Here is an 11,870-nt window from a genome sequence, read left to right as displayed (position 1 = left end):
TTACTGTCATGCCAGCGCAGGCTGGCATCTCGGGCGTTTATCGCAGAATTGGTCGCCTTCGACTTGCAACCCCAGCCTGCGCTGGGGTGACAGGATTGGTAGCCTGGCCTTGCGTGATACTCAAACCCCCGCCAAGCCGCTCCCGGCCAGCGTGATCCGGTGCATCAGCCGCTCCTGTCCCTGATAGTCGTTATTGGCAAAATGCCAGGTTGCACGGTTGTCCCAGAAGGCAACTGAGCCCGGCTCCCAATTGAACTGGCACGTAAACTCCGGCTGGTCGACATGGGCATAGAGATAATCCAGCAGGGCAAAGCTTTCTTCGCGCGTCCAGCCTTCAAAGCCAATTGTATGTCCCGGATTGACGTACAGGATTTTCTGCCCGCTTTCGGGGTGGCGGATGACCGCCGGGTGGGTGGCATCGCCAACCCGGTCCATGCCGCCCAGCGTCCGCGCGAGATCGGATTTGCGGTAATAGCCGCCCTCGCCGTAAATATGCCGGTTGCTGTGGATCGCGCGCAGGCCCTCCAGCGTCTGCTTCAATCCATCGGACAGCGCATCATAGGCCGCCGCCAGATTGGCAAATCTGGTATCGCCGCCGCTGTCGGGCAACGTCCGTGCAACCAGTATCGATCCCATGGCGGGTTCTTCATCATAGCTGTGATCGGTATGCCAGCCGCCGCCGATATTCATTTTCTGGTCCTTTTCCTTGCGAACCTCTGCAATTTCCGGATGAACATCAGTGGGTTTGAAAAATTTGTTGAGCACAATGTCGCCAAAGCGGGTGGCAAAGTGGTGATGCGCTTCGGGCGGCAAATCCTGATCGCGAAAAAAGAGAAGCCCGTACGCGGCAAAGGCAGTTTTAAGATTGGCCAGCCCGCTATCATCGAGCTGCGCCAGCTGCACATCAGCGACCAGCGCGCCGCAGCCATCGGAATAGGGAGTGATCTTCATGGCGACCATCCCTAGCGCAGATCCGCTGGCTAATCCATCCGGCCCGGCTGCGCCTACCCAAATAAGCCAGTAGTCCCTCGCCCTGTCCTCCCCTAACTCCAGTTTTCTTGAATCGGGAGAAAGCCATGTTCGATACCATCATCAAGGGCGGCACCATCGTCGACGGCCTTGGCGGCGCGCCTTATGTCGGGGACATTGCTTTTCAGGATGGCGTGATTGCAGAAGTGGGCGGCTCAATTGATGCACCGGCCCGCGAGATCCTCGATGCCAGTGGCGCGATTGTGACTCCGGGCTGGGTGGATGTGCATACTCATTATGATGGTCAGGTCAGCTGGGACTCCGAACTGGCCCCCTCGTCGCACAATGGTGCCACGACCGTGGTCATGGGCAATTGCGGCGTGGGTTTTGCTCCGGTCAAGCCGGGTGAGGAAAAGACGCTGATCGAGCTGATGGAAGGCGTTGAGGATATTCCCGGCACCGCGCTCTATGAAGGCATCGAATGGGGTCAGTGGGAGAGCTTCCCGGAATATATGGATTATATCGATTCCCGCGAATATGCGATCGATGTGGCAGCCCAAATCCCGCATGGCGCAGTGCGATATTATGTGATGGGCGAGCGCGGAAAGCACAACAAGGACGCGACTGAAGCGGATATTGCAGCGATGGCTGCGATTGTCGGCGAAGCAGTTGACGCCGGTGCTGTCGGCTTCAGCACATCGCGCACCATCGGCCATCGCTCGCTATGGGGCACCGCGGTTCCCGGCACTTATGCTCCGGAACAAGAGCTGATGGCGATTGCTGGGGCAATGGGTGATCTGGACAAGGGCGTGTTTGAAGTCATTCCCTCAGGAACAGTCGGAAAACTGGAACATCTGGGAGGCGAGCAGGCCCGGCCCGATGAAGAACATGAGCTGATGACAAAGATATCCAAAAGCAGCGGCCGGCCGGTGACCTTCACGCTCATCCAGACGCCAGAATATGAACCGGATCTCTGGCGCAAGATGTTGCGGCTTTCCAAAGAGGCCAATGCAGATGGCGCGCAAATGCATCCGCAAGTACCATCGCGGATCATTGGTTATCTAACCGGCCTCAGCAGCTATCACCCCTTCATGCGCAAACCGACTTATCTGGACAAGTTGGCCCCGCTGCCACTGAAAGAACGTGTTACGGCCATGCGCGATCCGGCGATCAAAGAGGCGCTGTTGACCGAGAAGGAAATCAAGCACGAAGCGCCGGGTTCAATGGAGAATATCTCCGCACTGCTGGGCCGCAGCGCCGCCATACTCTATCCGCTGGGCAATCCGGTAAATTATGAAGCGGGTCCGGAAAACAGCCTCGGCAACCGGGCAAAGGCTGAAGGCCGCGAGCCGCTCGAATATCTTTATGACTATATGCTGGAAGATGAAGGCAAGAGTTTCTGTTCGATGAGTGCGCCTAACCTGCCCAAGGGTATGGAAGTCTTGCGGGAATTGCTGGAACATAGCGAAACCGTCACAGGACTGAGCGATGCCGGGGCGCATGTAACGCTGATTTGCGATGCCACCATGCCAACGACACAGCTGTCTTACTGGGCGCGGGACCGCAAAAAGGGTGATCGGCTGCCGCTGGAGTTTCTCGTCCACAAACAAACTGCCCGGAATGCAAAACTATATGGGTTCAAGGATCGCGGTTCGCTGGAAGTCGGCAAACGCGCGGATATCAACGTCATTGATTTCGACAATCTCAGCGTCTCCTCTCCCGTCGCCTACAAGGATCTGCCCGCAGGCGGAACGCGGGTCATGCAGCCGGTATCCGGCTATATTGCGACTTACTGCAATGGCGTGAAAATACGGGATCATGACAGCGACACCGGCAATCGCCCCGGCCGTCTCGCGCGCAGTTAGGATTTACGCAGAGCAAGGACCTTGTTCTCCACCCCTATTCGGTGACGCAGCAATATCGCGTTGAGGATGGAGAAAAGCAGCGCAACCCATGGCAGTCCCATCAAGAGAGGGACGATCGCGATTTCCAGCACCACGATCAGATAGTTGGGATGGTTCAGGAACCTGTATGGCCCGCGCTTGGCGAGATCAAAATGAGGTGCACTGATAATTCGCGTTGTCCACCAGCGCCCGATGCTGGCTAGAGTCCACACGCGCAGAATCTGGGTACCGACAAACAGCGACAGCAGAAACGGATTAAGCACGTGCAGCGGATCAACCATCAGGAAGATCACCGCCAACCAGGCACTGTGGAGAAAAATGAAATATTGATAGTGATCCGCACCAAATTCCTCGCCGCCTTCCGACAGCAGTCGCCGGGTATTGCGATTGGCATAAACCAGTTCGCCGAGGCGCTGTGCCACGATATAGATCAATATCCAGGTCACCGGCGTTGGTGCGGTGGTGAAAATACTGCCAAGCTGATCCATCGTCATTTCTCCGTCGGGTCCAAAATGCCCAAAGCCGCAGTGAATCCTGGACCAAGGGCGGTGAGCAAAATGGGTTTTTCGGATTTCGACAGCAAGAGTTGCTCCAGTACAAACAGGACGGTCGGTGATGACATGTTGCCGAATTGAGCCAACATGCTGCGCGTGGCCGGAATCCCGTCAATATCCGGTGCGAAATAATCTTCCATCGCCTCCACCACCCTCCCCCCGCCGGGATGACAAGCGGGTTCGGAAAGATCGTTTTTTTTCAGGCCCTGAGAGTCCAGAAACGCATCACAAAACGGGGCGAAGTCTCGTTTTACAAAAGTGGGAATGTCGCGGGCAAGCACGAGGTCGAAACCTGTTTGCCCAATTTCCCAACCCATCATGTCGCGTGTGTCCGGCCAGGTTTTCTGATTAAACGCCCGGAAGGACGGAGCGCGCGTGTCACCGGAATCCGGTGTAATTACTGCTGTCGCACATCCATCAGCAAATAGAGCGGTCGCGATCATATTCTTCTTGTCAAACTGGCTGTAGTCATAAGACAGGCTGCACAATTCGAGCGAGATCATCAGAACATTCTGGCCCTCACCTGCCTCCGCCAGACTGTTCGCCAGTCGCAGGCCGAGGACACCGCCGGCGCAGCCATATCCGAAAACCGGGACGGTTTGTGTGTCCGGATCAAATCCCATCTCCTGGATGAGCCGACTTGGAATGGAAGGAGTCATCGTTCCCGTGGTCGAAACCATCACAATCACATCAATATCAGGCGCAGCAAGTCCGGCACGTTCCATGGCTTGTGCCGCAGTGCGTTGGACGAGCTCCTGCCCGACCTGATCATAGATCCGGGCTCGTTCAGGCCAACTGCGCTGCTTCAGATAATAATCTGGTTCGCAGGCAAGATAACGTTGATCGATGCCAGAATTTCCCAGGATGTTCTCCAGCCGCGCCGGTAAGGCCGCACCGCGGGCTTTGGCAAGAATTGCGAGCACCCCTTCCTGACTTATGCAATGGTCGGGAACGGCGGTGGAGATCGATTTCAACTGGGACATGGTATATGTTCGCACGGCATGACCCGGCTGTTACACATAGCCAAATCAGAAACCACAGAATAATCCCGTTGCGTCGATGGAAAGATGGGTTAGCATAGCTGTAACGGGGAAGGTCAACATCATCAGCGCGTCAGAACTTGTATCGATCGACACAACCATTCGTCTGCTCACGATCGGCGGGCAGATGATGATGATTGCCATTTTGCTGATCAGCCGAACCCGCACTGATTTGAAAATCTCGCTCTTCGGGGTGCTGGTCGGTGCGAGCGCGTATCTGGTCAATTCCTCGATCGCACTATCTCCCCCCCAACCTTGGCGAATGCTTGTCGATTTCACGTCAGTATCCACAACAATCTGGGCCTGGATATTTGCACATCAGTTGTTTGAGCGGTCGATTCGCAGACCTCTATTGATTGTTGCACCCTTGATGCTCGCGATTTTCTGGGCTGTCGGGAATGCCATGCCGGACACGCGGTGGTTTACCTATTATGCCATTCACCTGCTTTCCCTGGCGCTCGTCGCGCACTTGATCTTCATTGCTGTAAACGGGCGGGCCGATGATCTGATTGAACGGCGGCGAAGAATACGAACAATCCTTCCGATTTTCGTTGGCTTGCAGGTTGGCGGTGTCCTGACTTACGAAATAATCTTTGGAACTGCGGAGTATCAGCCCGGCATTTCGGCGATGAATGCGATGTTTATCATGTTCCTGGTACTCGGCGCGGGAATGGCCCTGTTCGTGGCCGAACAGGATATTTTTTCCCGTGCGAACGTTGAAGAACAGACACCCAATCCAAAATCAAATCTCTCACCATCGGAATCAGTGCTGCACGACAAGCTGATGCAAGCCATGGATGAAGGCGTATATCGAACTTCCTCGCTGACCATTACGATGCTTGCCGATCATCTGGATACACCGGAGCATCGACTGCGAGCGTTGATCAACAGGCAGCTGGGTCATCGCAACTTTTCGTCATTCCTCAACGGATATCGAGTCAACGAAGCCAAGGCCATGCTCGCCGATCGCGATCTTGTCGACCTGCCGATCCTGACAATTGCGATGGATTTGGGTTACGGGTCACTCGCCCCGTTCAATCGTGCTTTTCGCTCCGAAACGGGCATTACTCCTAGCGATTTTCGCAAAAATGCAATTGATCAAAACTGAAAAACCATGATCAGTTTCAAAATTGCCCATCATTTTTCAGCATTGGCGAGAATGGCCTGACCGATCCTGCCACATTGGCTTCATCGAACGAACACATGCCGTTGATGGAGAATGAAATGCCCGATCTGAATAGTGCCCCGGAACTTGTTAATGACATAGTCGATCACATGATAGGTGCCTTTACCTTTGACCTTGGCCGATATCTGATCGCAGCGGGCGCGCTCTCTTTGCTGTTGTGGTTTTTCGGGAAATGGAGTGACGCCCGGCGCATCCAGTCGCGCCGAGCTGGCATCGCCGACTATAAGCGGGAATTCCTGTCTTCGATGCGGACGGTGCTGGTTTTTGGATTGACGACCATCACGACCGTGTTGCTGGAGGCTGCGGGCTGGATTTCTGTCATGACGACCGAAATTGTCTGGCCCCTGTTCGCTATCCAGCTCGCTGCGATGATTGTGGCGCATGATGCGTATTTCTACTGGATGCATCGCTGGTTGCACAACAAGACCATGTTCCGCTTTTCACATCTGCATCATCATAAGTCACGGACACCGACGCCCTGGGCAGCCTATAGCTTCTCTTCCTTCGAGGCGATGGCTGAAGCCGCCTTTGTCCCTATCTATCTGTTCGCCTTCTCGATCGCGTTTGGTGGCATGTATCCGTTCGCCATCTTCCTGTTCCTGGCCCACATGATTATTCGCAACGTCATGGGTCATGCTGGCATAGAACTGTTCCCGGCTGGCTGGACACGTGGTCCTCTCGGCTGGATCACGACCACGACACATCATGACCTGCACCACAGCCAGGGCAACAGCAATTTCGGTTTATACTTCACCTGGTGGGATCGGATGATGGGTACCGAGCACCCGGAATATGAACAGCGTTTCAATGCCATCGCCAAGCCGATCCGCATGAACGTCCGGGCCGCATCCAATATATCCATCGCGGCATTTGCCTCTCTTGCTCTTGCGACAACCGTGCAGTGGATTTGAGGATATCTGGACATACTGGACAGTGGATTGTCAATTTAACGCATCAGAGCATCTATTTGCCTCAAGTTGCACAGCACAAAATCTTGCATTTGCATATAATATGAAATTCACGGATCACAATTTTTCTTTATGTAGTTGTTATTATGCGATTTAATATCAATATACCGTTTATTGTGCACTGCAACATTTTTTCTTGACATTGGCCATTCCTTACCCTATTTGTGCACTGCAACAAACAAATGGAAGTAGAAATGGCCGACACGAAAAACACAGTATCCACGACCAAGCCTGCCGTAAAACGGACAGGCAGTCTGTCTGCTGAAGCTGCCTATGCCGCAGCTGCGTCGGCCGAACCGGTTACGTCAACCGATACAGAATCGGTTGTCGCCAAAAAGGAAACAGCCCCGGCAACGAAGACTGCCACGGCTGCTGCTCCAGTTAAAACGGCTTCTAAATCCGCTGCAAAGAAGCCTGCAGCAAAGAAAGCGGCACCCAAAAAACGCGCTGCAGCCAAAAAGGCTCCAGCAAAAGCTGCCGGTAAATCAAAATTAAAAAAAGGAACCACGAAAATGGCTAAAGCAAAAAAAGCTACTGCGAAGAAAACCGCACCGAAAAAGGCAACTACCGCCAAGAAAGCTAACCAGGACGTGACCGCAAAAATCCGCGCTCGCATCGAAGAACTGGCTGCTACCGCACAAGAACGCGCCAAAGATGCTGCTGAACGTGCCACGGAAGTTTCAAAGACCGCTGTTGAATTCAACCGCGAGAACGTTGAAGCTCTGGTAGAAAGCGGCAAGATCGCTGCCAAAGGCGCTCAGGAACTTGGCAAGACCAACGTAAAATACGGTCGTGAAAATCTGACCGAAGCCAGCCGCGTTCTGAAAGAAGTTTTCAGCGCTGCCACACCGCGCGATTTCTTCGAAAAGCAGGCTGACTACATGCGCAGCAATCTGGACCGCGTAATGGATCAGACTTCAAACAACGCCGACGCTGTCACAAAAATTGCCGGCAAAGCCTATCAGCCGATCGCTGATCGCGTCAGCGAAATCCGCAAGGAACTGAAAAAAGCTGCCTAAGCTTTTCGCAGATAAAAAATCGGCCGTCCCCTCGGGGGCGGCCTTTTTTTATGTCACAGTTCGACAATTTGTCGTAAAATCGACCATAGCTGATCAAACGACCACTTGCCCTTCAATGCAAAAATACCATATTCACCAAAGCATGAACGACCCACAGATTCTCTTTTCCGACGCAGAAGGTGCCCGGCTGTCAATTGTGACCGCTGGCGATGATGAAACACCGGAAACGCCCGATGACGGAGACAAAGGTGGACAAGACGATGCCGATCTTGGCGTAGCGACCAAAACGCGCGCCAAAACCAAGAAGCCAAACCCCTATAAGGTGCTGCTGCTCAACGACGATTATACTCCCATGGAGTTTGTCGTGCTGGTGCTCAAACGGTTTTTCAAAATGGACATAGACGAAGCCACTCGGGTGATGCTGCATGTCCATCAAAAAGGCGTCGGGGTTTGCGGCACATTCAGCTATGAAGTTGCTGAAACCAAAGTGACCCAAGTCATGGATTTTGCCCGCAAGAACCAGCATCCGCTGCAATGCACACTGGAAAAAGCCTGATCTTTAAACAAAGGAATTACAATGTCCGAGACCCCGGTCATAACCGTAGATATCGTCTCTGACGTCGTTTGCCCTTGGTGCATAATCGGCTTCAAGAAGCTGGAAAAAGCGATGCAGGGCTTTGACGGTCGGGCCAGGTTTGAACTGGCATGGCATGCGTTTGAACTTAACCCCGGCATGCCTCCTGAAGGACAGGACATAAACGAACATATGGCCCAGAAATACGGGGCCACGGCTGAACAGAGCAAAGCAAACCGGGAACGCCTGCGAAATGCGGGCAGTGATCTGGACTTTGAGTTCAGCTACAAAGAAAATATGCGGATGGTGAACACGTTTGACGCTCACCGGTTACTCCATTGGGCCGGCGAAACCGGACATCAAACAGCTCTGAAACTGGCGTTGTTTACCGCCCATTTTACCGACGGGAAAGATGTCAGCGATCACAATATCCTCGTCGAAATCGCGCAATCGGTGGGTCTGAGCAAGGACCGGGCCGCCAATATCCTTGCAACCGACATGTTAGCCGCAGAAGTTCGTGCGGTCGAAGCTGAATGGCAGGAGCGCTTCATCACCGGGGTTCCAGCGTTTATCTTCAACAAGAAATTCATGGTCCCCGGCGCACAGGACAGTGATGTGTTTGCACAGATCATTGAAAGCAAGATTCTGGCGAAGGCAGCCTGAGCAAACCGGCTTTGTGATCGGCTATTTAACTTCCAGCAGTTCGATGAGATTGCCGAACGGATCGCGGCCGTAAACCGCTTTCAGAGGATCGAAATCCACGGGCGGACCAACGAACGTCATTCCGGCTGACGACAGTCGCTGGCATTCCGCTTCAATGTCTTCAACTTCGAGTGCGAAGTGGGGATATCCCAGATCTGCAGGATCCGAACGACGATCTCTTTGTTCTGGTTTGGAATATTGCCATAGTTCAATTCGGATATTTCCGGTCTGCAGCATCGCCATCCGCGCAGCGAAACCGGGAATGCCGACCGCGGCCCCCGCTTTCGCATGATCTTCGGTTATTTCGGTCTCCTGCTCGACCGAAAAACCCAGTACATCACGATAGAATCGTAACGCCTGCCCGAGATCAGGAACACCGATCGCGATATGGTGAACGCCCTTAATCACCGGCTCTCTTCTTTTCTATCCCCAACAATTCACGTTCACTTTTTTGGTGGTGCCGGGAAAAAGGCGGACGTCCTTTCGATATAGTCCGCGTATTTTGGCTTGTTCTTTGTTAGCGACTGCTCGAGCAATGGAGCACCGCTCCATTTCATGAGTGTGAAGCTCAGAAAGATCGGGCCAACAATGGCGACCCAGACCGGCCAGCCGGTCTGAGCTGCAACCAGCCAGATGCCCCACCAGGCACAAAAATCGCCGAAATAATTCGGATGCCGGGTATAGCGCCACAACCCCGTATCCAGCACCTTGCCTTTATTGGCCGGATTGGACCGGAATGCTTTTAGCTGCGCATCACCAATGGTTTCAAAACCAATTCCGACAATGGCGAGAATGATGCCAACCCATGCGATCTGGCCAATAGCTGCACCATCTGCCAGCAAAATCCCCAGCTGTGCCGGCAGGCAAACGACGAAAAGCAGAACCAGCTGCAGTCCCCAGACTTTTATCAGTGCTGCGGTCGCAAAGCTCATGCCTTGCTTGTTCATCGCCTTGCCCATAATTCTCGCGTAGCGTGGATCCTCTCCTTCCCGGCGCCAGCGCAGGAACAGATGTGTACCCAGTCGCAACCCCCAAAGTGCCGTCAATCCCCAGATTGCCCAGGCCAGCATCCCCGGCTCCGCGACCTGCATGATCGACACGCTGGCCATGATTGCCATGCCATAGGCCCAAAATGCATCGATAAAAGACACATCCCGGATTTTCACGGAGATCAGCCAGAGCAACAGCACAACACCCACCAAAACGGCAAGATTAAGTCCCAATGCCGGGATAATACTGGTCATATTCTCTTCCAATCCATCTATTGCTTATCCGAATCCGATGAGGCCAGGACAATTTTGTCCATCGCCTTTTCAGGATATCGGGGTGTTACGCTGTGATAAAATTCGCTGACTTTTTCCATGTCGGCTTCATAGTCGCCGGTCACTTCGATCTGAGAACCCAGACCTCCGGACTTTTTGGCATAATCCATCATACCAATGATCAAGGGAACCTTCGCCTTGTGCGCGATATAATAGAATCCGGTTCGCCATTGCCGCACGCTGCCCCGGGTCCCTTCGGGCGGGATCGTCAGGATGAAGTCATCCCGTTTCTCAAATTCCGCAACCATGGCATCGACCATGTTCTGGGATTTGGACCGGTCTACCGGAATGCCGCCCAGCCGGCGCATCATGTCCCCGAATGGCCATTTGAATAACGTATTCTTGCCGATCCAGTAGGACTTGATACCCAACTGATTGGTCAGTCCGAAAAAATAGAGAAAGTCCCAGTTGCTTGTATGCGGTGCAGCAATGATCACGCATTTGCGTGGAGGCGGGTTTTCCTGAATGGCCGTCCAGCCATTGACTTTGTAGACAAAGACAGAAAATCGGCGAACGATTTCCGAAAGCCAATTGGGTTTAATCTCGCTGTGCACTTACCCTCCCCGTCGCGAACATGCGGTCGCGCTTCAACGGAACATAGGTGGATTTTATGCCAGCGCAATGAAAGATGTCTGTAAGGACATGGTCATCGATGAACTTTCGCTCGTGATTATAACGGGCTAACCCCATCATGATCCTCTCGGGTGTTGTTTGCGCCAGACCTCGGGCCGAACAAATGCTCCGCGCCAGATACCCTTTCTTACGTTTTTCGCTTGGTCTTCCTCAGACGCGTATATCGCTTCATCGAAGTTCAAACCGGAAACTGCAAAGCCCTGTCGAACCAAGGTGGAACCCAGATCCCGACGGTTTTCATCGGCACAAATCACGATATTGCGTCCGAACCTGTCTCTTGCGCGGACCGTGCATGCCCAGGCACCCGTTCTCAACATTTCCTCCAGTCCGGTCCGCGCGAACTTCCCGCACGTCCAGGCAGTACCATTGCTATCTGAACAGGTCTGGCGATATTCAGGGGCGTCTATTCCATAAATTCGAAATTCTTCATCTGCCGCTTTGAAGCTGTCGCCGTCGATGATCGTGGCCCGTTTGCCGTTGATCTCGACAATTTCTTCGGATGCCATCCAGTTTTGCACTGCCCATGATCCGCCAATGATCAAAATGATCAGAAACGCATTTTTGAAAATCGCTGATTTTTTCCGGGCCATGTCGCATTGGGCAACTAGCCTGCTTTCACCGTCAGTGGCAACCTGATGGAATTACTGCTTCAGAGACGGGAAGCTTGTCACGATGTGATCAAACACCGCCGGGTAGAGGCTTTTGACAAACTCACATCCATAATAATCACCCTCGATCCAGCAGATCCTGCTCTCAAGTGCAGTAAATGATGGCAGGGTCATGAAAATATGTTTTTCGCCGGTCAAGCGCGTCATACACCGCATCCGAAACCCGGTGAGCGACAAGTCCAGTATATGTGCTTCGACACGGCCAAGGCCAGGTTCCCTGACTTCCGCTCTGATTTCAACACCAGTGCGCGAAGAAACCCGATGATCGCCCCGCTTCATCTGTTTATCCATTTGACGTTGGTCTGGCCGTGCGTTCATTTTGAACTTTTTC

At 53.3% G+C, this 11,870-nt stretch carries 14 protein-coding genes; 6 read left to right on the top strand and 8 right to left on the bottom strand.

What is annotated here, in order from left to right; all coding sequences use genetic code 11:
• Window positions 1–120: 120 nt before the first annotated feature.
• Window positions 121–951 carry a TauD/TfdA family dioxygenase gene (locus ABJI30_RS03600; protein ID WP_348015538.1) on the bottom strand — a complete coding sequence of 277 codons (831 nt, stop codon included), beginning with the start codon at window positions 949–951 and terminating at the stop codon, window positions 121–123.
• 125 nt (window positions 952–1,076) lie between these two features.
• Here ABJI30_RS03600 and ABJI30_RS03595 point away from each other — a divergent pair, with 125 nt between their 5' ends.
• Entirely contained in the window at window positions 1,077–2,834 is a 1,758-nt protein-coding gene (locus ABJI30_RS03595; RefSeq protein WP_348015537.1) for a D-aminoacylase, read from the top strand.
• Here the strand turns inward: ABJI30_RS03595 and ABJI30_RS03590 are convergent.
• Together ABJI30_RS03590 and ABJI30_RS03585 are read right to left on the bottom strand one after the other, a co-directional pair.
• Complete coding sequence (locus ABJI30_RS03590; RefSeq protein WP_348015536.1) at window positions 2,831–3,367, bottom strand: isoprenylcysteine carboxylmethyltransferase family protein; 537 nt, start codon at window positions 3,365–3,367, stop codon at window positions 2,831–2,833. The two genes, ABJI30_RS03595 and ABJI30_RS03590, sit on opposite strands and share 4 nt — an antisense overlap.
• Window positions 3,364–4,410: a type III polyketide synthase gene (locus tag ABJI30_RS03585; protein WP_348015535.1), complete on the bottom strand. Its 1,047-nt coding sequence runs from the start codon at window positions 4,408–4,410 to the stop codon at window positions 3,364–3,366. The genes ABJI30_RS03590 and ABJI30_RS03585 overlap by 4 nt, the downstream gene beginning before the upstream one ends.
• Before the next feature lie 76 nt (window positions 4,411–4,486).
• On the opposite strand from ABJI30_RS03585, the gene ABJI30_RS03580 reads away from it, so the two are divergent.
• The 5 genes from ABJI30_RS03580 (at window position 4,487) to ABJI30_RS03560 (ending at window position 8,877) form a co-directional block, all read left to right on the top strand.
• Window positions 4,487–5,575 carry a helix-turn-helix domain-containing protein gene (locus ABJI30_RS03580; protein WP_348015534.1) on the top strand — a complete coding sequence of 363 codons (1,089 nt, stop codon included), beginning with the start codon at window positions 4,487–4,489 and terminating at the stop codon, window positions 5,573–5,575.
• A 116-nt stretch (window positions 5,576–5,691) separates the two neighbouring features.
• Window positions 5,692–6,564: a sterol desaturase family protein gene (locus ABJI30_RS03575; protein ID WP_348015533.1), complete on the top strand. Its 873-nt coding sequence runs from the start codon at window positions 5,692–5,694 to the stop codon at window positions 6,562–6,564.
• Window positions 6,565–6,815: 251 nt separating this feature from the next.
• Window positions 6,816–7,640, top strand: coding sequence for a phasin family protein (locus ABJI30_RS03570; protein ID WP_348015532.1), 825 nt, complete (start codon window positions 6,816–6,818; stop codon window positions 7,638–7,640).
• A gap of 142 nt (window positions 7,641–7,782) precedes the next feature.
• Window positions 7,783–8,196, top strand: coding sequence for an ATP-dependent Clp protease adapter ClpS (gene clpS, locus ABJI30_RS03565; RefSeq protein ID WP_348015531.1), 414 nt, complete (start codon window positions 7,783–7,785; stop codon window positions 8,194–8,196).
• A gap of 21 nt (window positions 8,197–8,217) precedes the next feature.
• The gene (locus ABJI30_RS03560; protein ID WP_348015530.1) at window positions 8,218–8,877 is read left to right on the top strand and encodes a DsbA family oxidoreductase; all 660 of its coding nucleotides are present in this window, start codon (window positions 8,218–8,220) and stop codon (window positions 8,875–8,877) included.
• Window positions 8,878–8,898: 21 nt separating this feature from the next.
• On the opposite strand, the gene ABJI30_RS03555 is transcribed toward ABJI30_RS03560, so the two are convergent.
• The 5 genes from ABJI30_RS03555 to ABJI30_RS03535 form a co-directional block, all read right to left on the bottom strand.
• The gene (locus ABJI30_RS03555) at window positions 8,899–9,324 is read right to left on the bottom strand and encodes a VOC family protein (RefSeq protein WP_348015529.1); all 426 of its coding nucleotides are present in this window, start codon (window positions 9,322–9,324) and stop codon (window positions 8,899–8,901) included.
• Between the two features lie 35 nt (window positions 9,325–9,359).
• On the bottom strand, window positions 9,360–10,160 hold the full coding sequence (locus tag ABJI30_RS03550) for a DUF1295 domain-containing protein (protein WP_348015528.1): 801 nt from the start codon (window positions 10,158–10,160) through the stop codon (window positions 9,360–9,362).
• 17 nt (window positions 10,161–10,177) lie between these two features.
• On the bottom strand, window positions 10,178–10,792 hold the full coding sequence (locus ABJI30_RS03545) for a lysophospholipid acyltransferase family protein (protein ID WP_348015527.1): 615 nt from the start codon (window positions 10,790–10,792) through the stop codon (window positions 10,178–10,180).
• 135 nt (window positions 10,793–10,927) lie between these two features.
• Window positions 10,928–11,461, bottom strand: coding sequence for a thermonuclease family protein (locus ABJI30_RS03540; protein WP_348015526.1), 534 nt, complete (start codon window positions 11,459–11,461; stop codon window positions 10,928–10,930).
• 51 nt (window positions 11,462–11,512) lie between these two features.
• Window positions 11,513–11,857 (bottom strand): PilZ domain-containing protein, encoded by a 345-nt coding sequence (locus ABJI30_RS03535; RefSeq protein WP_348015525.1) that lies wholly within the window; start codon window positions 11,855–11,857, stop codon window positions 11,513–11,515.
• Window positions 11,858–11,870: the final 13 nt, after the last annotated feature.

Source organism: Parasphingorhabdus sp. (genome assembly GCF_039968395.1).
Taxonomy (GTDB): Bacteria; Pseudomonadota; Alphaproteobacteria; order Sphingomonadales; family Sphingomonadaceae; genus Parasphingorhabdus.
Note: the sequence above shows the minus strand (reverse complement) of the source record. Positions and strands in the feature narration are given on the sequence as shown.

Coding starts and splice junctions, on each gene's coding strand:
- ABJI30_RS03600 (WP_348015538.1), bottom strand. CDS start 951: ATGAAGATCACTCCCTATTCCGATGGCTGCGGCGCGCTGGTCGCTGAT.
- ABJI30_RS03595 (WP_348015537.1), top strand. CDS start 1,077: ATGTTCGATACCATCATCAAGGGCGGCACCATCGTCGACGGCCTTGGC.
- ABJI30_RS03590 (WP_348015536.1), bottom strand. CDS start 3,367: ATGACGATGGATCAGCTTGGCAGTATTTTCACCACCGCACCAACGCCG.
- ABJI30_RS03585 (WP_348015535.1), bottom strand. CDS start 4,410: ATGTCCCAGTTGAAATCGATCTCCACCGCCGTTCCCGACCATTGCATA.
- ABJI30_RS03580 (WP_348015534.1), top strand. CDS start 4,487: ATGGAAAGATGGGTTAGCATAGCTGTAACGGGGAAGGTCAACATCATC.
- ABJI30_RS03575 (WP_348015533.1), top strand. CDS start 5,692: ATGCCCGATCTGAATAGTGCCCCGGAACTTGTTAATGACATAGTCGAT.
- ABJI30_RS03570 (WP_348015532.1), top strand. CDS start 6,816: ATGGCCGACACGAAAAACACAGTATCCACGACCAAGCCTGCCGTAAAA.
- clpS (WP_348015531.1), top strand. CDS start 7,783: ATGAACGACCCACAGATTCTCTTTTCCGACGCAGAAGGTGCCCGGCTG.
- ABJI30_RS03560 (WP_348015530.1), top strand. CDS start 8,218: ATGTCCGAGACCCCGGTCATAACCGTAGATATCGTCTCTGACGTCGTT.
- ABJI30_RS03550 (WP_348015528.1), bottom strand. CDS start 10,160: ATGACCAGTATTATCCCGGCATTGGGACTTAATCTTGCCGTTTTGGTG.
- ABJI30_RS03540 (WP_348015526.1), bottom strand. CDS start 11,461: ATGGCCCGGAAAAAATCAGCGATTTTCAAAAATGCGTTTCTGATCATT.
- ABJI30_RS03535 (WP_348015525.1), bottom strand. CDS start 11,857: ATGAACGCACGGCCAGACCAACGTCAAATGGATAAACAGATGAAGCGG.